Raw genomic sequence first — 19,298 nt, 5'->3', positions numbered from 1 at the left:
GTTCAGTCTCTCGCGTAACGGCGCAGGATCAGGGATTCGAGCCCCCGGGCGGCCTCGTAGACGGCCATGCCGAGGGCGGTGATCACCACGAACAGGGCCAGGATCAGGCTCGAATCCATCACGCTCTGCGCGGCGATGATCGAGGCGCCGAGGCCCTGGCGCCCGCCGACGAACTCGCCCACCACCGCGCCGACCAGCGCGAGCACGATCGCGACGCGGAACCCCGCCAGGATCACCGGCAGGGCGGTGGGCAGCTTCAGGCGCAGCAGGGTCTGGACCCGGCCCGCGCCGAGCATCCGGAACAGCTCGCGCTGGCCCGGCTCGACCTGGGCGAGCCCCGTCAGGGTGTTCTCGAAGAGCGGGAAGAAGCAGACCAGCGCGGTGATCACCACGGTCGGGGTCAGGCCGAAGCCGAACCACAGGATCAGCAGGGGGCCGAGCGCCAGCTTCGGCACCAGCTGGCTCGCCAGCACGTAGGGGCGCAGCACCCGGTGCAGGCTCGGCCATTCCGACAGCAGGATGCCGGCGCCGAGCCCCAGCACCGTCCCGGCGAGGAGGCCCAGGGCCATCTCGCTGGCGGTGACGCGCAGATGCGGCCAGAGCCGGCCGGAGGCGATCTCGCCCCACAGCGTCCCGGCGACGGCGGACGGCGCCGGCAGGACGAGGGCCGAGACGCGGCCCGAGCGGCACCACGCCTCCCAGGCGATCAGCAGGGCCGCCAGCAGCAGGGCGGAGGCGAGCCGCGTCCTCACGCCGCCCGCCCGATCGCCGGGGAGGGACCGTCCATGACCGCGCGCAGCGACCGGCACGCGGCCCCGAAGGCGGGCTCGTAGCGGATCCCCGGCGGTCGCGGACGCGGCAGCGGGATCGCGCCCTCGTGGACCAGGCGCCCGGCCGCCATCACGCCGACCCGGTCGCCGAGATAGACGGCCTCGGCGATGTCGTGGGTGACGAACAGCGCCGCGGTGCCGCGGGAGGCGCACAGGCGCAGGAGGTCGTCCTGCAGCTCCTCGCGGGTCAGCGCGTCCAGCGCCGCGAAGGGCTCGTCGAGGAGGAGCAGGCCCGGCTGCGTCACCAGTGCGCGGGCGAGCGCGACCCGGCTCTGCTGCCCGCCCGACAGGGCGCCGGGCCGGCGCCCGGCGAGGTCGCCGAGGCCCATCGCCGCGAGGAGATCGCGGGCCGCCTCCCGGTCGGGGCCCTGCGGCCGGCGCTTGAGCGAGACCGGCAGGAGCACGTTGTCGAGGGCGGAGAGCCAGGCGAGCAGGGTCGGGGCCTGGAACACGAAGCCGACGCCCGGCGCCGGCCCGCGCAGAGGCTCCCCGCCGATCCGGACGAGGCCCGCATCCGGCGCGATCAGCCCGGCGGCGAGCTTGAGCAGGGTGGTCTTGCCGCAGCCGCTGCGGCCGAGCAGGCAGTGGATCGCCCCGCGGGGGATCGCCCAGTCGACGCCCGCCACGGTCTCGGCTTCGTCGCCGGGGAAGCGGTAGCGGACGCCGTCGAGGGCGAGATGGGCGTCAATCGGCATAGGGCGCAAAGCCTTCCGCCGCGGCCTCGGCGCCGGCCTCGATTTCCGTCATCGTCACGAGGTCGAGCAGGCTGAAGCGGCCGTCATGGTGCCAGCCGGCCTCCGGCGCGGTCATGCGGCCGATGGCCGAGATCCGGGTGACGCCGATGCCGGCCAGGTCGTCGGCGAGCGCCATGAGCCGCGCCGGGGCGGCGGCGATCCCGGCGGTCTGGAGATGGACGCGATGGGGCGCGACCAGGGCCGGCACCTCCGCCAGATCGTCGACCGCGACGACCGCCACGCTGCGGTTGAGGCCCGACGGGCTCAAAGCCACCGCGGCATCGAGCAGGACGACGCTCCACGGATCGGCGGGATCGCCGAGCAGCGTCGCACCCCCATCGAGGGCCCGCATCTCGTGGGCGCTGCGCCAGGCCGCGATGGCTGCCCCCTCGCCCGGGTCGAGCCGCCGGCGCGGATGGCGGCTCGCGACAGCGGCGAGTTCGTGGGCGAGGTGGCGGGCGAATTCGTGCGGCGCGACCGAGCCGCCGCGCTCGACGAACAGCATCTGCGGCGCGTAGCAGCCCTGCTGCTCGTAGCGGACGACATCCTGGGCGGCGAGGCGGGCGAGCGGCCCGGCGCGCCGGCTGTCCAGGGCCTCCCGGGCGATCATGGCAAAGCCGATGCGGTGGCCGTGGGGCAGGAACCGGGTGGTGACCGGGACTTTCGCGCGGAGCGCCGCCAGGGTGTCGTTGCCGCCATACGCCATGACGCACTCGGCTTGGGTGAGGAACACCGCCTCCGACCCGCCTTCTCCGCCCTTCCACCAAGTGATGGCGAGGCATTCGCCGAGTTCCGCATCGGCCTCGGCGATCAGTTGCGCGAACCAGCCGGCGGTCAGCGGCTCGGCGGAGGCGAGCTTGCCGACCGTGCCGGCCTTGACCAGCAATCCCGAGACGAGGCTCCACAGCGGCAGGGCCGGGACGTTGCCGGCCCAGACATGCAGCAGCAGGTCCGGCCCCCGCGCCCGCACCAGCCCGCCCTTCACCGCCGGCTGGAAGCCGTCGAGCACGCCCGGATTGGAAAAATCCTCGGCGAGGAAGCGCAGCAGCTGCGGCCGCCGGAAGGTCTTCAGATAGCTCGTCAGGCCGAGCCGCACCGTCTCGCGGTCGTAGCCGGTGACGACCGGCAGCAGCGCCTCGGCCTTGCGGCGCAGCGGATGGGTCCGGTCAAGCAGGCAGGCGCTCGCCCGGTCGATCGCCGCGACGATCCGGCCCGTCTCCATCCGCCGCAAGGTCTCGCGGGCGCGGGTGCGGACATGGCGGCACAGGGCCTCGGCCTGATCCCCGGTCAGGTCCGGCAGCGCCACCGCGACGGTCTCGCCCCAGGCCCGATGCTCGACGACGCGCCGGCCGATCGATTCGGGGCCGAGCCCCGGCAGGTATCCGGCCTCCTCGAGCGGGCTCATCCCTGCGCGGCGGCCAGGAACTCGGCCACCGCGACCGAGCAGCCGCGCGACGCCGATCCCTCGACCCGGCCGAGCAGCCGGAAGCCGCCCGGTACGATCACGCCGGCATCCTCGGTGAGGATCGCCGAGACGGAATTGAAGTGAGCGAGATCGTGGTGGACCAGCACGCCGGTCTCGCCCTCGGGGACATCGATGCCGGTGAGCGGATCGACGACGCGGCTGCGGATCCAGTGCGGGCCGGACTTCACCGGCGGACAGATTGCGTTGCCGTCGTCGTAGAACTGGGTACTCAGCTCGGTCATGCCGTACATGTTGAGGCAGGAATCGCGCGGCACGCCGAAGCTTGCCGAGAGCCCGTCATAGAAGGCGTCCGGCTCGATCTCACGCGACTGGCCCTTGAAGCCGCCGGTATCGAACAGGAAGCTTCCCGGCGGCAGGGCGAAGCGGCGGCCTCGCTCCTTCAGCGCGTCCATCACCGGCACGAAGGCGTAGGTGGCTCCCAGAAGGGCATAGGGCTCGCCCGAGGCTTCGGCCTGCGCCAAAGCCGCCAGCAGCGCATCGAGGTCGAGGCCGTTCGGCCCGACGAAGACCGCGCTGTCCGACGTGCCGAAATGGTCCTTGGCCAGCGCCAGGTAATGGGCCAGCGAGGAGTTCGGCAAAGCCGCCTCGTCCGGAAACAGGATTCCCATCCGGATCCTGTCCCGCCCGCGCATGATCCGGGCGGCGAAACCCGCCAGCATCGAGGCGTCGTAGACCGCGAGCGTCGGGTGATAGCTGCGGCCGCGCCCGCTCCCGGTCGTGCCGCTCGTCATGAACACCCGCGCGGCCGCGTCGGGCGGACGGCAGCTCAAGGTCAGGTCCTTGAACGCCTTGATCGGTACCGCCGGGATGTCGCGCCAGCGCCGCACGGCGAGCGGCGTGCGCCCGCGCTGTTGCGCGAAGCGGCGATACGGCGCGTTATGGGTGAACTGATAGGCGAAGAGCCGCAGCGCCAGCGCCTCGAACTCCGCCTCGCTCGCGCCCGGCTGTCCGATGAAGTCGAGCAGGGCCTCGACGATCTCCGCTTGCGACATCACGGCCACCTCGCGCCCATTCCGGGCGAAGGCCAGACCGAGCGGAGATCATGCGCGAAAAGACGGAGCGATCGGCCCCAGGCCGCGCCGGTCCCGCATCCCTACGCCGGCATGACCCGGATCAGGTTCATAGGGTCACCGCGGTGCCCGGACGGGTCCGGACCGGCGGAATCTCAGCCTCCTCGCGAGGCTCCCCTGGGAGCGGGGAAGAGTGGGGGTGTGGGGGCGGGTGTCAAGTTGCGATGCGACCCAGGCGCCAGGGCGATCCCTCGCGGCCACGCCGCCCTCCTGGGGTCGGCGTCTGGATCCTGAAGATCGCAAACCACCCCGTCATTCCGGGCTCCGCTGCACGGCTCCGGAATGACGAGGGGAATGTCGAGGCGGCCGATTCGATCGAACGGGCTTTCAGGCCGGGTCGCGAATCGGGGGAACGGAGGGATGGGCCCGCCGGTCAGCCGCCGATATTGTAGGCCGCCAGCGCCGCCATGTTGACGATGTCGGAATCGGTCGCGCCGAGCGGGACGATCTGCACCGCCTTGTCGAGGCCGACGATCAGCGGCCCGAGCACCTGGGCGCCGCCGAGTTCCTGCAGCATCTTGGTGGAGATCGCCGCCGAGTGGAAGGCCGGCATCACCAGCACGTTGGCCGGCTGCTTGAGGCGGCTGAACGGGTACTGGGCGAGCAGGTCCTTGTTCAGCGCGACATCGGCCGACATCTCGCCGTCATACTCGAAATCGACCCGCATCCCGTCGAGGATGCGCACCGCCTCCTGCACCTTCTCGGCGCGCTCGGCCTTGGGGAAGCCGAAGGTCGAGAACGACAGCATCGCCACCCGCGGCTCGTAGCCGAGGCGCCGCGCCACGCCCGCCGCCTCAATGGCGATGCCGGCGAGTTCCTCGGCACTCGGCATCTCGTGGATCGCGGTGTCGGCCACCAGCACCACCCGGCCGCGGGCGAGGCAGAGCGAGACGCCGATCACCCGGTGGCCGGGCTTGTGGTCGATGACCCGGCGCACGTCCTCGAGCGCGATCGAGTAGTTGCGGGTGGTGCCGGTCACCATCGCGTCGGCGTCGCCGAGGGCCACCATCGAGGCGGCGAAGTGGTTGCGGTCCTGGTTGATCAGGCGCTGGCAGTCGCGGAACAGGTAGCCCTTGCGCTGCATCCTCGCGTAGAGGAACTGCGCGTAGACGCTGTTGCGGTCGGACTTCGCGGCGTTGTGGATCTCGATGTTGTCGCGGCCGGCGAGATCGATGCCGGCGGCCTCGGCATTGGCCATCACCCGGTCCTCGCGGCCGACCAGGATCGCGGTGCCGAGACCCTGGTTGACGAAGGAGATCGCGGCGCGGATCACCACCTCCTCCTCGCCCTCGGCGAAGACGACGCGCTTGGGGTACTTGCGCACCCGCTCGAACACCCGGTTCAGCGTGCCGGCGACGGGATCGCGCCGGGCCGAGAGCTGGGCCCGGTAGCGGTCCATGTTGTCGATGGGCTTGCGGGCGACCCCGGTCTCCATCGCGGCCTTCGCCACCGCCGGCGGGATGGTGAAGATGAGGCGCGGATCGAACGGCACCGGGATGATGTACTCGCGCCCGAAGCGCGGCCGCGTGCCCTGGTAGGCCGCCGCCACCTCGTCCGGCACGTCCTCGCGGGCGAGCGCGGCGAGCGCCTGCGCCGCCGCGATCTTCATCTCCATGTTGATCGTGGTCGCGTGCACGTCGAGCGCGCCGCGGAAGATGTAGGGGAAGCCCAGAACGTTGTTGACCTGGTTCGGGTAGTCCGAGCGCCCGGTCGCCACGATCGCGTCGTCGCGGACCTGCGCCACCTCTTCGGGAGTGATCTCCGGATTCGGGTTCGCCATCGCGAAGATGATCGGCTGCGGCGCCATCGAGGCGATCATTTCAGGGGTGAAGGCGCCCTTCACCGAGAGGCCGAACACGATGTCGGCGCCCTCCAGCGCCTCCTCGAGGGTGCGCTTCGAGGTCGCGACCGCGTGGGCCGACTTCCACTGGTTCATGCCCTCGGTGCGGCCCTGGAACACCACGCCCTTGGTGTCGCACAGGATCACGTTCTCGGAGCGGAAGCCCAGCGCCTTGACGAGCTCGATGCAGGCGATGCCCGCCGCACCCGCGCCGTTGACGACGAGCCTGGCCTCGGAGATGTCGCGGCCGGTCAGGTGCAGGGCGTTGATGATGCCCGCCGCCGAGATGATCGCGGTGCCGTGCTGGTCGTCGTGGAAGACCGGGATGTCCATCAATTCCCGCAGGCGCTCCTCGATGATGAAGCACTCGGGGGCCTTGATGTCCTCCAGGTTGATGCCGCCGAAGGTCGGCCCGAGATAGCGCACGCAGTTGATGAACGCCTCGGCATCCTCCGTCCCGACCTCGAGGTCGAAGGAATCGATGTCGGCGAAGCGCTTGAACAGGACGGCCTTGCCCTCCATCACGGGCTTCGAGGCGAGCGCGCCGCGATTGCCGAGGCCGAGGATCGCGGTGCCGTTCGAGATCACCGCCACGAGGTTGCCCTTGGCGGTGTAGTCGTAGGCGAGTGCCGGATCGTCCGCGATGGCGAGCACCGGCACGGCGACGCCGGGCGAGTAGGCGAGCGACAGGTCGCGCTGCGTCGCCATCGGCTTCGTCGCCACCACCTCCAGCTTGCCCGGGCGGCCCTGCTGGTGGAATTGCAGCGCCTCCTGGTCGGTGAAGGTCGGGCGCTTGCCGCGGGTGACGGGGCGGGACTCGCTCATGCCAAGCTCTTCTTTCAACGACAGGATCACGCTGACCGCGGGACACGTCCCTTAGGGCCATGATCCGGCCGGCTCAAGCGGCGCCGGAGCGCTAAACCCGATCGGTCGGCCATTTTAATCGGGGACGACCATCCCCATCATCCCCGCTGTGCCGGCCTGGAGCCTGCGCCTCCGCCTCTGTTAGTCTGCCAGACCACGATGCCGCGGACCCGACAGCCCCCCGATCTCATGACGATGGACAGCGATACCGGCCGCCTGCTGCGCAACGAGGCGTACGAGCCCGCCGACGAGGCGCCTGCGCCGCCGCCCGCCCGCGGCCGGCGTTCCGCCGCGCCCGACGACGAGGCCAAGGTCTCGCCGATGATGGCGCAGTACATCGAGATCAAGGCGGCCAATCCCGATTCCCTGCTGTTCTACCGCATGGGGGATTTCTACGAGCTGTTCTTCGAGGATGCCGAGACCGCCTCGCGGGCGCTCGGCATCGTGCTCACCCGCCGCGGCAAGCATGGCGGCGCCGACATCCCGATGTGCGGCGTGCCGGTCGAGCGCTCCGACGATTACCTCCAGCGCCTGATCGGGCTCGGCCACCGGGTCGCGGTCTGTGAGCAGACCGAGGATCCGGCGGAAGCCAAGAAGCGCGGCTCGAAATCGGTGGTGCGGCGCGAGGTGGTGCGCCTCGTGACGCCAGGCACCATCACGGAAGACCGCCTGCTCGATCCCGGCCGGGCCAACGTGCTCCTGGCGCTCGCCCGCCGCCGCGCCTCGGATTCGGCCTGGTGTTACGGGCTGGCCGCCGTCGACATCTCGACCGGGCGCTTCTCCCTCGGCGAGGTCGACGGCGCCGGCCTGGCCGCCGAGATCGCCCGCCTCGATCCGCGCGAGATCGTGATGGGCGACGCGATCCACCAGGATCCGGACGTGTCCCGGCTGTGGCGCGACACCCGGGCCGCCGTCACCCCGGTCGGCCGCGGCGACGTCGATCCGGCCTCGGCCGAGCGGGCGATCAAGGAGCAGTTCGGCGTCCAGACCCTCGACGGGTTCGGCGCCTTCAGCCGGGTCGAGATCGCGGCGGCGGGCGCCGTCCTGCACTACATCGCCCGCACCCAGCTCGGCGCCAAGGTGACCTTGAGCCCGCCGGCCCGCCAGGCGGCGGGCGCGAGCCTGATGATCGACGCGGCGACGCGCCAGAACCTGGAACTCACCCGCACCCTCTCGGGCGAGCGCGCAGGCAGCCTGCTCGCCGCCATCGACCGCACGGTCGGCGGCGCCGGGGCACGGCTGCTCGCCGAGCGGCTGGCCGGCCCCTCGACCGATCTCGCGCTGATCCGGCGCCGCCACGACGCGGTCGAGTTCCTGGTGGCCGAGGGGGCCTTGCGGGCGGAACTGCGGGCCGAGCTGGCGCGGGCCCCCGACATGGCTCGCGCCTTGACCCGGATCGGCCTCGGCCGGGCCGGCCCCCGCGACCTCGCCGCGCTCCGCGACGGGCTCATGGCCGCCCGCGGCATCGCCACCGCGCTCGCCGGGGCCGGCGCGCTGCCGGGCGAGATCGGCAAGGCCGCCCGCATCCTCGCCGGCCTCGACGAGGCGCTTGCCGACGATCTCGCCGCGGCGCTCGCCGACGACCTGCCGTTGCAGCGCCGCGACGGCAATTTCGTCCGTGAGGGCTACCGGCCCGAGCTCGACGAATCCCGCACGCTCCAGCGCGATTCACGCCAGGTCGTCGCCGGGCTCCAGGCCCGCTACGCCTCGGAGACCGGCTGCCGGACGCTGCGGATCAAGCACAACAACCTGCTCGGCTACTTCATCGAGGTGCCGCAGGCCTTCGGCGAGACCCTGCTGAAGGATCCCTGGCGCGCCACCTTCGTCCACCGCCAGACCATGGTGGATGCGATGCGCTTCACCAGCGTCGAGCTGGGCGAGCTGGAAACCAGGATCGCCAACGCCGCCGGCCGGGGGCTCGCCCTCGAACTCGAGATCTTCGAGGGCCTGTCCAAGGCCGTGATGGCCGAATCCGATTCGATCGTGGCGGCGGCCGGCGCGCTCGCGGCTTTGGATGTCGCGGCCTCGCACGCGGAACTCGCCGTCGAGCTGAACTGGACCCGCCCTCGCGTCGATGACGGCCTCGCCTTCCGGATCGAGGGCGGGCGCCATCCCGTCGTCGAGGCGGCGCTGACCAGGGCCGGCGAGGCCTTCATCGCCAATGCCTGCGACCTGTCGGGCACCGAAGCCGGCCAGATCCTCCTCGTCACCGGCCCGAACATGGGCGGCAAGTCGACCTTCCTGCGCCAGAACGCCTTGATCGCGGTGCTGGCCCAGATGGGCGCCTTCGTGCCGGCGACCTCGGCCCATCTCGGCCTCGTCGACCGGCTGTTCTCCCGCGTCGGCGCCGCCGACGACCTGGCACGCGGCCACTCGACCTTCATGGTCGAGATGGTCGAGACCGCGGCGATCCTCAACCAGGCGACGAAGCGCTCCCTGGTGGTGCTCGACGAGATCGGGCGGGGCACCGCGACCTTCGACGGCCTGTCGATCGCCTGGGCCTGCCTGGAGCACCTGCACGGCGCCAATGGCTGCCGGGCGCTCTTCGCCACCCATTTCCACGAGCTGACGGGCTTGGCGCAACGCCTCGACCGCCTCTCCAACGCTACCCTCAAGGTGACCGAGTGGAAGGGCGACGTGGTCTTCCTGCACGAGGTGGTGCCGGGTGCGGCCGACCGCTCCTACGGCCTCCAGGTCGCGCGGCTGGCCGGCCTGCCCGCCCCGGTGATCGCCCGCGCCAAGGCCCTGCTCGCCGAGCTGGAGCGAGGGGAGGGCGGGTCCGGCCGGCGGAAGGCGCCCGCCGAATTGCCGCTCTTCGCCGCCATGCCGGCAGCTCCTCCCGCACCTGTGCCCGTGGCGAAGCCCGATCCGGTCGTGCAACTGCTCGACGGGATCGACCCGGATGCGCTGAGCCCGCGCGAGGCGCTGGATGCGCTCTATCGGCTCAAGGCGGCGCAGACGGAGGGGTAGGCCGCGCCGCTGCCGGCCCGACGGATCCTGACGGCGCGCCGACGCGCGAGAGTTGCAGGGGCGTGCCTCCACGGAGAGCGCCGGACTGCGTCGTGCCGTCGAGGGGCTTGCGATCGACGGGGCAGGATCACGCCGGGCCAGCCGGGCGGGATACTGCAGAACCGCCCTCGAAGGCGGCCCTATTGCGGGACCTTCTCGTCCATCTCCGGCAACTGGAACGTCGCCTGCGGCCGTACGGTCTCGACCCCATCGACCGATCGGAACTCGCTGGCCAGCGCAGGGTCGCTCGTCCCGACGATCGTGCGGAAGCGCGGAATCGTTTCCTGGATATGGAGGCCTTTTGCTTCGAGGGACCTGGCGACATCGGCGATGTCGGCGCGCTTGTCCTTCTCGACCATGATAACCATTCCGACGTCAGCCATGGCAGTGATCCATCTTGACAAGGTCTCTCGACTCAATGTCGGTTGGTTCGTGACCGAGCGCAAGCCGGTAGACCGGCCTGCGCTCGGTTGTCCGCGTCACTGCCTTTGCGCCGTCACGGCACGGTGGCGACGATGACGGTCCCCGGCCCCTGGACGAGGCCGCTGCCGTAGTCGCGGGCCGGGCCGATCGGGCGCGAGGCGGCGATCAACGCGTTCCAGAGACGGCGGCCGCGTAGGGAAGGATTGGCGCTGGCGAGCAGCGCCGCGACGCCCGCGACGTGCGGGCAGGCCATGCTGGTGCCCGGCAGCACCCGCGACAGTCGGGGCCGGGGAAACGCCGAGTAGACCGCCGTGCCCGGACCGGCGATGTCGAGCTTGCTCCCGTCGGCATTCACCGCCCCGCAGGAGAACGGCGCGACCTTGAGCTTCGGATCGACTGCCCCGACCGCCATGATCGAGGGCGAGTTGGCTGGCGCACCGATGGGCGCGATATAGCCGAAGGCACGGGTGTTGTCGTTGCCAGCGGCCGCGATGATCAGGCAGTCCTCGTCGAGGGCGGCGAGCCCGGCCTCCTCGTAGGTCGGGTCGTGGGGCTCGTCCGGTTGGGTCGGTCGGCCGAGCGACATCGAGATGACGGTGCAGCCCTGGTCGATCGCCCAGTTCATGCCCCGGAGGATGTCGCCTTCGGTTCCGGCTCCGCGATCGTCCAGCACCTTGCCGATATAGAGGTCGACGTCGGGCGCCACGCCGTAGCGCCGGCCGATCGCCGACTTGGCCGGGCCGGCGAGGGTTCCGGCCGTGTGCGTGCCGTGCCCCTGCACGTCCTGCACCGAACCGTCCGGTACGAAGCTCCGGCTGACGATCGTGCGCCCGACGAAGTCGGGATGCTCGAAATCGAGGCCGGTATCGAGGACCGCGACCTTGATCCCCTTGCCGGTCTGCGCCGTGCCGAGCGCCCGGATGGCCTGGAGACCCCAGGTGAACTCGTCCGTATCAGCATGGGCTGCCGCCTCCGCGGCGGCCATCTCCGCCGCTGCGGCGGCGGCGGTGGGCGCGCCCGTGGCCCCGGGATACCCGTTCACCAGGATCGACAGCCCTTCCCGCACCCAGGCGGCATAGCGTTGCTCAAGTTCGCCGACGGCGAAGAGATAGAATTCCGGCCGTACGATCACGCCGTCTTCCGCCGCGAGGCTTGCCACCCGCGCGCCGACATCCTGCTGGGGATGGATGATCGCGACCTTGAACCGGTCGACGACGAGGCCACCCTCCGGCGCGTCCGCGTCTGGAGCCGGTAGCGGCGCGTCTCCGGTCTCGCGCAGGTCGAGCGTGCGGATGCCGGTCTTGTCCGCGATCAGTGTCTGCGCCCGTGCCGCCTCGATCCCGGGGGCGAATTTGACGATGTAGCGCCCGGTGGCTTGCGGGCGCGGCGGCTCGGGAAAATTGTTTTTCAAATTCATGGTGCAAATCCTCCCGCAGAAACCGGAACGCCACCACGATATCATAGTAATTATTATATGTTCAACATTCATTTAAGAAATGACAAATACTGTAGGATTTGTAAGTGATTCGATCGTGTATTTATCATCGTTATAATGCCTTTTTTCAATTTTACATTCAAGAAAAATATCCCTGTTATTGTTTGTCGCAGAAAATTCATATTACTTATGCATTATTGTCGATTGTCATTTGGCGTTCCAGATTGGCGACGCGCGTGCGACAATCGAATGAACAGGGCTGGAGCGTGCGGCTAGAGCATTTTCCAACGAAGTGGATACCGGTTCGTCGCAGAAAATGCGGCAAAATCAACGACCTAGAGAGCTTCGCGATTGCAACGCGATCGTGAAGTGCTCTAGATCGGGAACTCATCTTCTGGCGTCCCCGACCGTCGCTCTCGATCGGGAGCGGAGAACCTACAAGGTCGGCGACAGCACCACCCCGTCCGGCGGCTCCATCGGCACCCTGCCGTGGTAGCGCCCCGCCACATAGGCGAGCGCCGCCCGGACCACCCGCTCGGAATACGGCTTGGCGATGATCCCGGCGGCGCCTGCGAAATCCGGCGGCACGCGCTTGGCGTTGGCGGTGGTGAACAGCACCGTCAGGCCGGGCCGGGCGCTCAGGGTCCGGGCCACCGCGACGCCGGTCGGGCCGTCGGCGAGGTGGATGTCGACGAGGGCGATGTCGGGGGCGAGGTCGCGGGCGAGCGTGATCGCGTCGCCCGAGCGGGTCGCGACGCCGACCGGGACGTAGCCCGCTTCCTCCAGCAGGCATTCGAGTTCGAGGGCGATGAACGCCTCGTCCTCGACGATCAGGACCCGCAGGCCCTCCGCGCTCAATGGGTGGTTCCGAGCGGCAGGACGACGTGGGCGCGGGTGCCGGGCTGAAGATCCTCGAAGGTCAGGGTGCCGCGCAGCTGGCGCACCAGCATGCCGACGAGGTCGCGGCCGAAGCCCTCGGGGTTGTCCGATTGCGCAGGCAGGCCGATGCCGTCGTCGCGGATGTCGAGGATCAGGCGCTCGCCCTCCGCGCGGGCGGTGATGGCGACGCGGCCGCGCCGCTCGCCCGGGAAGGCGTGCCGGACCGCGTTGACGGCGAGTTCGTGCACCAGGAGCGCCAGGGGTGCGGCCATCGAGGCCGGCACCGCCACCGCCTCGACATCGACCGACAGGGCGATCCGGTCCGTGTCGAGGCCGGCTTCGAGCTCCGCCGCGAAATCGTCGGCGAAGTCGCGCAGGTCGAACCGGGCGACGTCGCTCACCGCGTAGAGCAGGCGGTGGGCGGTGGCGAGCGCCCCGATCCGGTCGGCCATGCTGCGCAGCACCTCGCGGCAGGCCGCGTCCCGGGCGCGCCGGGCCTTGAGCAGCACCAGGGAGGAGATCACCTGGAGGTTGTTCTTCACCCGGTGATCGACCTCGTGCAGCAGGGCGGTCTGCTGGTCGAGGGCGGCCTGGAGGGCCCGGTTGCGCGCCGCGAGATCCTGGGCGAGGCCGTCCTTCTCCTGCGCCAGCGCCCGTTCGGCCTCGCGGGTCCGGGTGATGTCGGTGAGCACCGCGAAGAAGGAGCGCACCCGCCCCGCCTCGTCCCGCACCGGGTTGAGCGCCATGGCGTTCCAGAACGAATGGCCGTCCTTGCGGTAATTGAGAAGGTCGACCCGCAGGGGCGTGCCCCGCGCCACCGCGTCCCGCACCTGGGCGATGGCGGCGGGATCGGTGTCGGGTCCCTGGAGGAAGCGGCAGTTGCGGCCGAGCACCTCCCCGGCCGCGTAGCCGGTGAGCCGGCAGAAGGCCTCGTTGACGAACACGACCGGGTTGTCGGGCAGGGCCGGATCGGTCATCAGCATCGGCGCCTCGCTGGCGCGGAAGGCGGCCAGGAAAGGCGCATCGGAGTAAGGCGCATCGGAGTATGCGGCATAGGAGAGGGGCGCGTCCGCCGACGGCCCCTCAGCCCGGCGCGCATTCCACGTCCCGAACTGCCTCTCAGCGTCCAACCCGATCATCCGCAACCCGCCCGTTCGCGGCCGGCTCCGCCCAGCCGATCCGTGGCGGAGCGGGACAGCAGTCCCATCTCTCCACAGCGAACCCGCGACCCTGGGCGGGGTTCCCGCCCGGAACGTAAGCTGCGGTGGACACAATGTTAATTCTTTGTCCACCATGATCCCGCCCACATGCTGGCGTGGATTGCGCGGCGGCGGCCGGGTTCGGCGTCTCGCATCCCGACCGGATCGACCTCCGGCCGGGTCTCCGGTTCTCGTCGCGAAACCGGCCACCCTGTCGCGAAACCTGCCCGGGAGACGGCGATCACGATGACGACAACGGCCGGGACACAGGGAACGGGCTGGCTCGCCCGCACCCGCGCCACCCTGCGGGACGTGATGGCGGACCGGCAGATGGCCCTGATGCTGGTGCTCGGCTTCGGCGCCGGGCTGCCGATCCTGCTGGTCTTCGCAACGCTGTCGGCCTGGCTGCGCAGCGCCGGCATCGAGCGGTCGAGCATCGGGCTCCTCAGCTACGTCTCGCTCGCCTACACGCTGAAGTTCCTCTGGGCCCCGGTCATCGACCGGCTCGACCTGCCCGTCCTGTCGCGGTGGCTCGGCCGGCGCCGGGCCTGGATGCTGCTGGCGCAACTCGCCGTGGCGGCGGGTCTCGTCGCGATGAGCCGGGCCGATCCGGCGAACGCGCTCGGCTACACGGTCGTCTGCGCGCTCGTCATCGCCTTCGCCTCGGCGACCCAGGACATCGTGGTCGACGGCTGGCGCATCGATTCCGCCCCGACCGAGCGCCAGGGCATGATGCTGGCCTCCTACCAGCTCGGCTATTCCCTGGCGCGGATCTGCGCCGGGGCCGGCGCGCTCTTCGTCGCCGACGCCTATGGCTGGGCCCCTGCCTATGCCAGCATGGCGCTCCTGATGGCGCTCGCCGTCGCCGGCACCCTGGCGGCGCCGAAGGTGCAGGCGCGCGATCCCGGCCCCCGGCGCGGCTGGCGCCACGCCCTGCGCGAGGCGGTGGTCGATCCCTTCGCCGATCTCGTGCGCCGCAAGGGCTCGGGCCTGGTGCTGATCCTGGCGCTGATCACCGTCTACCGCCTGCCCGACATCGTCTCAGGCATCATGGCGAATCCGCTCTACATCGACATGAAGTTCTCCCTGTCGGAGATCGCCACGGTGTCGAAGGTCTACGGCGTCTGGGTCGGCATCGCCGGGGCCTTCGCGGGCGGCATCGCGGTGAGCCGGCTCGGCCTCTATCCGGCGCTGCTGATCGGCGGCATCGCGGCCTCGGCCTCGAACCTGATGTTCGCCTGGCTGGCGCTCGCCGGCCACGACCTGCCGCTCCTGGTCGCCAGCATCAGCATCGACAACTTCGCCGGCGCCTTCGCGGGTACGGCGCTCATCGCCTACATGTCGAGCCTGACCTCGCCGGCCTTCGCGGCGACGCAATACGCGCTGCTCTCCTCGCTCTACGCCCTGCCGGGCAAGTTCGTCGGCGGCTTGTCGGGCTTTGCCGTCGAGTCGATGGGCTACCCGGCCTTCTTCGTGATGACCGCCGCCGTGGGCATCCCGGTCACCCTGCTCTGCCTCGGCCTGCGGCTCCTGCCCGGCGAGACCGAGCCGGCTCGATCGGAGGAACTGCCGGCGCGGGCGTGAGGCGCGATACGGGAGGCCCTTGCGGAACCCGCCCCCGGCGCCCCAGCTTTAATCCGCCAGTTGCGCAGTGTCTGCGAGGGAGCGCCCGTGTCCGAGATCGTCGCCGTCGAGCCCGCCCCGTCCCCCGTTCCGGTCGGGGCGCCGGAGCCGTTGAGCGCCGAGGACCGCGAGGCGTTGCGCCGGGCGGTCGGTTCCCTGGAGCGTCCGAGTCTCGCCGGCCGGCTCTCCGCGATGGCCGGCGCGCCCCTCGACCTGATCACCCGCGCCCTGCCGGCGCCCGTCGTCGACGCGGTCGGCCACGCGACCGAGACGGCGATGCGCGGCGCGCTCCACGTCGCGCTCGCGACCCTGCCGAAGGCGGCGGAGACGACGGAACCGGGATCCGAGGCCCAGGCGCTGGCACCCCTCGGCCCCGACCTGGCGCCGTCCTGGCGCACCCGCGCCCTGGAGCTGCTCGGGCGCTTCCCGCCCGGCGACCGCGGCCACAAGGCCCTGGCGGCGGTCTCGGGCGCCATCGGGGGCGCTTTCGGCATCACCACGCTCGCGGTCGAACTGCCCGTCTCCACCACCCTGATGCTGCGCTCGATCGCCGAGATCGCCCAGCGCGAGGGCGAGGACATGGCCGATCCGGAGGCGGCGCTCGCCTGCATGCAGGTTTTCGCGCTCGGCGGCCGCGGCGCGACGCAAGGAGAGGGCGCCGCCGGGAACCCGGCCGAGAGCGGTTATTTCGCGGTCCGCGGCGCGCTCGCCAAGGCGATGTCGGAGGCGGCCCGCTACGCCGCCGGGCGCGGCCTCGTCGACGAGAGCGCGCCGGCCCTGATGCGCTTTGCCGGCCAGGTCGGCGCCCGCTTCGGGGGCGTGGTATCGCAGAAGCTCGCCGCCCAGGCGGTGCCGGTGCTCGGCGCCCTCGGGGGCGCGGCCGTCAACACCGCCTTCATGGACCATTTCCAGTCCATCGCCCGCGGCCACTTCACCGTGCGGCGCCTGGAACGCCGCTACGGCAAGGCCCTGGTGCGGGAGGCCTACGAGGCGGAGCGCGCCGCGCTCGGCACGGCGTAGCGGCGCTTGAGGAGGGCGTAGACGAGGCGGGCGGTCTGCACCTCGCCGCCCTCCGGCCGGCCGGGCTTGGTGCCCGGGTTCCAGCCGTAGAGGTCGAGATGGATGTGGGCCTTCGCCCCCGGCGCGAAGCGGCGCAGGAACAGAGCCGCCGTGACCGCCCCGGCGAAGGGGCCGCCCGAGACGTTGTTGAGGTCGGCGACCTTCGAATCGAGCAGCGCGGCGTAAGGACCCCAGAGCGGCATCCGCCAGACCGGATCGTTCACCGCGAGGCCCGTGGCGGCGAGATCCGCCGCCAGCCCGTCATCCTCGGTGAACAGCGCCGGCAGATCGGGGCCGAGCGCCACCCGGGCCGCGCCCGTGAGCGTGGCGAAGTCGAAGAGCAGCTCCGGCGCCTCCTCGTCGGCCAGCGCCAGCGCGTCGGCCAGGATCAGCCGGCCCTCGGCGTCGGTGTTGCCGATCTCGACCGTGAGCCCCTTCCGGCTCGCCAGCACGTCGCCGGGACGGAAGGCGTCGCCGGCAATCGCGTTCTCGACCGTCGGGATCAGCACCCGCAGGCGGATCGGGAGGCCGGCCCCCATCACCATCTCGGCGGCGGCGAGGGCCACCGCGGCGCCTGCCATGTCCTTCTTCATCAGCAGCATCGCCGCCGAGGGCTTGATGTCGAGGCCGCCGGTATCGAACACCACCCCCTTGCCGACCAGGGTCACGCGCGGCGCGCCCGGATCGCCCCAGGTCACGTCGATCAGGCGCGGTGACCGCGGCGAGGCCCGGCCGACCGCGGCGATGAGCGGGAAGCCCTCTTCCAGCGCCTCGCCGGAGACGACCGACATCGTTGCGCCGAAGCGCGCGGCGAGCGCCCGGGACGCCGCCTCGATCTCGGCCGGGCCGAGGTCGTTCGCCGGGGTGTTCACCAGGTCGCGGCCGGCCGCCACCGCATCGGCGATGCGGTCGATCTCGGCGGCGTCGACCCCCTCGGGCGCGACCAGGCGGGCCTTGGGCGCCGGCTTCTCGCGGTAGCGGCCGAAGCGGTAGCCGGAGAGCCGCCAGGCGAGCGCCGCCAGGGCCGGGTCGCCGGGCAGGCTTTCCAGGCGGTAGGTCCCTTCGGGCAGGGCATCGGGCAGGCGCCCGACCGCGAACGGATCGGCCCGGCCCCCGGTCTCGACCCCGAACAGCACGGTCGCCAGCGCCCCGTCCGGCCCCGGCAGCAGGGCGACCTTTCCGGGCTTGGCCTCGAACCCGGAGGCCCGCGCGAAGGCAGCGGCGAGCGGCGGCAGCCCGGCCGCGACGGCGGGCCAGCCGGCGGCGTCGACGCAGCGGATCGGGATGGCGTCCTCGGTCGCGGGCAGGAGCGTGGTCACGCGGGGCATCCCTTCCTTCAACGCAACGACAACGGCCGGAGGGGGAGCCAAGACGGGGCGGTTGTCAATGCCGGCCCGCCTCCGGGAACCCCCGCGGCCATGCGGCGTCACCCCGGACCAGGTTGGCCCATCGAAGGAGAAAGCCATGACCGAGGAGACGAAGCCCATCAACCCGCTGGAGCGGCGCGAGACCATCGGCATCGAGGACGGCAGCCGTCATGACGGCGAGCCGGTGACGCCGAGCCGCCACGGCACCGGCACCGACCGGGGCGGGGCGACGGAGCCCGCCCCGAAGGCGACCCCGTCGGACACGCCGCGGCGTTAACGGGCGATTAGGGTTAACGACCTATCACCAGGGTCACGAGGGCCGCGGGAGCGGGTTTGCCACATCTCCCGGGCCCGTCCCTGGAGTGGCCGATGCCCGCGACCGTCGAGACCCGTCCCCGCCGCTCGAACCCCCTGCGGCGGCTCGCCGTCGTCGGCGTGGTGGCCTTGATGGCGTCGGGCTGCTGGTCGCGCCAGCCCCTCACCACCGGCTCGATCGATGCCAGCGCGCCCGCCGACACCGCCCGGCGCGACATCGCGCGCCTCGCGACGCGCTACGAGAAGGATCCGGGCGACATCGCCACCGCCATGGCCTATGCCCAGGCCCTGCGGGCGACCGACCAGGGCGCCCAGGCCACGGCGGTGTTGCAGCAGACGGCGCTGCGCAACCCGAAGAATCCGGCGGTGCTCGCCGCCTACGGCAAGAGCCTGGCCGAGGTCGGCCGCTACGGCGAGGCGGCGGAGGTCCTGCGCAACGCCCATTCGCCGGCCAATCCCGATTGGCGCGTGCTCTCGGCGCAGGGCGCCGTGGCCGACCAGATGGGCGACCACGCCCAGGCGCAGCGCTACTACGAGGCGGCGCTCAAGATCGTCCCGGCGAGCCGGCGGTGATGTCGAATCTCGGCCTGTCCTACGCGCTGGCCAGGCGCCTGCCGGAGGCGGAATCGACGCTGCGCCAGGCGAGCAACGATCCCCGCGCCGACGGCCGGGTGCGCCAGAACCTCGCCCTGGTGCTCGGCCTGCAGGGCCGCTTCGGCGAGGCCGAGCAGGTGCTGACCCGCGACCTCGGCCCCGCGCAAGCCGCGCAGAACGTGGCGGCGCTCCGCGCCTTCGTATCCCAGCCCAATGCCTGGAAGGCGATCAAGTCGGCCGACAAGAAGGCGCCGCATGGGGCTGCCGCCTCGGCGATGTGACACTCGGCGATGTGACGAAGCGTGGTCATCGGAGCGGCGCGGGCGGCACCCGGTTGTCGTCCCACGGTACCGCGGGATGGTTCGCCGACGATGTCGGTCCCATCGTCAACCTCATCCCGAGGCATCGGTCGATCAACGACCGACCGACCGCTAAACAAGGCTCCCGCGGTCACGGGGGGGCCTGTGCGATCGGTCGAAGGTCTTTCCGTCCTCTCCTCATTCCGGAGCGGAGCCCGGAATCCGGAGCCGCCGATGGTTCAGGCATGGGCGGATCGTGGTCCGCTGGTCAT

At 71.3% G+C, this 19,298-nt stretch carries 14 protein-coding genes, 1 pseudogene and 1 riboswitch; of the genes and pseudogenes, 5 read left to right on the top strand and 10 right to left on the bottom strand.

Features of this window, described 5'->3' with window-relative positions; all coding sequences use genetic code 11:
- Nucleotides 1-2: 2 nt before the first annotated feature.
- The 5 genes from F1D61_RS28565 to F1D61_RS28545 form a co-directional block, all read right to left on the bottom strand.
- Nucleotides 3-752, bottom strand: coding sequence for an ABC transporter permease (locus F1D61_RS28565; protein ID WP_203155391.1), 750 nt, complete (start codon nt 750-752; stop codon nt 3-5).
- A complete protein-coding gene (locus F1D61_RS28560) occupies nt 749-1,525 on the bottom strand; it encodes an ABC transporter ATP-binding protein (RefSeq protein WP_203155390.1) in 777 nt (258 codons plus the stop codon). The genes F1D61_RS28565 and F1D61_RS28560 overlap by 4 nt, the downstream gene beginning before the upstream one ends.
- The gene (locus F1D61_RS28555) at nt 1,515-2,969 is read right to left on the bottom strand and encodes an acyl-CoA reductase (RefSeq protein WP_203155389.1); all 1,455 of its coding nucleotides are present in this window, start codon (nt 2,967-2,969) and stop codon (nt 1,515-1,517) included. Before F1D61_RS28555 ends, F1D61_RS28560 begins: the two co-directional genes overlap by 11 nt.
- The gene (locus F1D61_RS28550) at nt 2,966-4,042 is read right to left on the bottom strand and encodes a hypothetical protein (protein WP_203155388.1); all 1,077 of its coding nucleotides are present in this window, start codon (nt 4,040-4,042) and stop codon (nt 2,966-2,968) included. The genes F1D61_RS28555 and F1D61_RS28550 overlap by 4 nt, the downstream gene beginning before the upstream one ends.
- Before the next feature lie 96 nt (nt 4,043-4,138).
- Nucleotides 4,139-4,241, bottom strand: a riboswitch (TPP riboswitch).
- Between the two features lie 252 nt (nt 4,242-4,493).
- On the bottom strand, nt 4,494-6,785 hold the full coding sequence (locus F1D61_RS28545) for an NADP-dependent malic enzyme (protein WP_203155387.1): 2,292 nt from the start codon (nt 6,783-6,785) through the stop codon (nt 4,494-4,496).
- A gap of 228 nt (nt 6,786-7,013) precedes the next feature.
- Between F1D61_RS28545 and mutS the strand changes: the two genes are divergently transcribed.
- Nucleotides 7,014-9,794: a DNA mismatch repair protein MutS gene (gene mutS, locus F1D61_RS28540; protein WP_203155386.1), complete on the top strand. Its 2,781-nt coding sequence runs from the start codon at nt 7,014-7,016 to the stop codon at nt 9,792-9,794.
- Between the two features lie 179 nt (nt 9,795-9,973).
- Here mutS and F1D61_RS28535 read toward each other — a convergent pair whose 3' ends face one another.
- From F1D61_RS28535 to F1D61_RS28520, 4 genes are all read right to left on the bottom strand, one after another.
- Nucleotides 9,974-10,216, bottom strand: a complete 243-nt coding sequence (locus F1D61_RS28535) for a hypothetical protein (RefSeq protein ID WP_203155385.1) — start codon at nt 10,214-10,216, stop codon at nt 9,974-9,976.
- A 113-nt stretch (nt 10,217-10,329) separates the two neighbouring features.
- Entirely contained in the window at nt 10,330-11,673 is a 1,344-nt protein-coding gene (locus F1D61_RS28530; protein ID WP_203155384.1) for a S8 family serine peptidase, read from the bottom strand.
- Nucleotides 11,674-12,126: 453 nt separating this feature from the next.
- The gene (locus tag F1D61_RS28525; protein WP_246775585.1) at nt 12,127-12,549 is read right to left on the bottom strand and encodes a response regulator; all 423 of its coding nucleotides are present in this window, start codon (nt 12,547-12,549) and stop codon (nt 12,127-12,129) included.
- Nucleotides 12,546-13,583, bottom strand: coding sequence for a histidine kinase dimerization/phosphoacceptor domain -containing protein (locus tag F1D61_RS28520; protein WP_432443331.1), 1,038 nt, complete (start codon nt 13,581-13,583; stop codon nt 12,546-12,548). Before F1D61_RS28520 ends, F1D61_RS28525 begins: the two co-directional genes overlap by 4 nt.
- Before the next feature lie 432 nt (nt 13,584-14,015).
- On the opposite strand from F1D61_RS28520, the gene F1D61_RS28515 reads away from it, so the two are divergent.
- The gene (locus F1D61_RS28515) at nt 14,016-15,353 is read left to right on the top strand and encodes an AmpG family muropeptide MFS transporter (protein WP_203155382.1); all 1,338 of its coding nucleotides are present in this window, start codon (nt 14,016-14,018) and stop codon (nt 15,351-15,353) included.
- 87 nt (nt 15,354-15,440) lie between these two features.
- Entirely contained in the window at nt 15,441-16,412 is a 972-nt protein-coding gene (locus F1D61_RS28510) for an EcsC family protein (protein WP_203155381.1), read from the top strand.
- On the opposite strand, the gene F1D61_RS28505 is transcribed toward F1D61_RS28510, so the two are convergent.
- The gene (locus F1D61_RS28505; RefSeq protein ID WP_203155380.1) at nt 16,376-17,779 is read right to left on the bottom strand and encodes a leucyl aminopeptidase family protein; all 1,404 of its coding nucleotides are present in this window, start codon (nt 17,777-17,779) and stop codon (nt 16,376-16,378) included. The two genes, F1D61_RS28510 and F1D61_RS28505, sit on opposite strands and share 37 nt — an antisense overlap.
- Nucleotides 17,780-17,915: 136 nt before the next feature.
- Between F1D61_RS28505 and F1D61_RS28500 the strand changes: the two genes are divergently transcribed.
- Both F1D61_RS28500 and F1D61_RS28495 read left to right on the top strand, forming a co-directional pair.
- A complete protein-coding gene (locus tag F1D61_RS28500) occupies nt 17,916-18,095 on the top strand; it encodes a hypothetical protein (RefSeq protein ID WP_203159390.1) in 180 nt (59 codons plus the stop codon).
- A 92-nt stretch (nt 18,096-18,187) separates the two neighbouring features.
- A pseudogene (locus F1D61_RS28495) lies at nt 18,188-19,008 on the top strand (tetratricopeptide repeat protein).
- Nucleotides 19,009-19,298: the final 290 nt, after the last annotated feature.

Origin of the sequence: Methylobacterium aquaticum (assembly GCF_016804325.1) — a bacterium.
Lineage (GTDB): Bacteria > Pseudomonadota > Alphaproteobacteria > Rhizobiales > Beijerinckiaceae > Methylobacterium > Methylobacterium aquaticum_C.
This window is presented reverse-complemented; position numbering and strand designations above follow the sequence as displayed.

Coding starts and splice junctions, on each gene's coding strand:
- F1D61_RS28505 (WP_203155380.1), bottom strand. CDS start 17,779: ATGCCCCGCGTGACCACGCTCCTGCCCGCGACCGAGGACGCCATCCCG.
- F1D61_RS28515 (WP_203155382.1), top strand. CDS start 14,016: ATGACGACAACGGCCGGGACACAGGGAACGGGCTGGCTCGCCCGCACC.
- F1D61_RS28535 (WP_203155385.1), bottom strand. CDS start 10,216: ATGGCTGACGTCGGAATGGTTATCATGGTCGAGAAGGACAAGCGCGCC.
- F1D61_RS28500 (WP_203159390.1), top strand. CDS start 17,916: ATGACCGAGGAGACGAAGCCCATCAACCCGCTGGAGCGGCGCGAGACC.
- F1D61_RS28545 (WP_203155387.1), bottom strand. CDS start 6,785: ATGAGCGAGTCCCGCCCCGTCACCCGCGGCAAGCGCCCGACCTTCACC.
- F1D61_RS28555 (WP_203155389.1), bottom strand. CDS start 2,969: ATGAGCCCGCTCGAGGAGGCCGGATACCTGCCGGGGCTCGGCCCCGAA.
- F1D61_RS28550 (WP_203155388.1), bottom strand. CDS start 4,042: ATGTCGCAAGCGGAGATCGTCGAGGCCCTGCTCGACTTCATCGGACAG.
- F1D61_RS28560 (WP_203155390.1), bottom strand. CDS start 1,525: ATGCCGATTGACGCCCATCTCGCCCTCGACGGCGTCCGCTACCGCTTC.
- F1D61_RS28530 (WP_203155384.1), bottom strand. CDS start 11,673: ATGAATTTGAAAAACAATTTTCCCGAGCCGCCGCGCCCGCAAGCCACC.
- mutS (WP_203155386.1), top strand. CDS start 7,014: ATGACGATGGACAGCGATACCGGCCGCCTGCTGCGCAACGAGGCGTAC.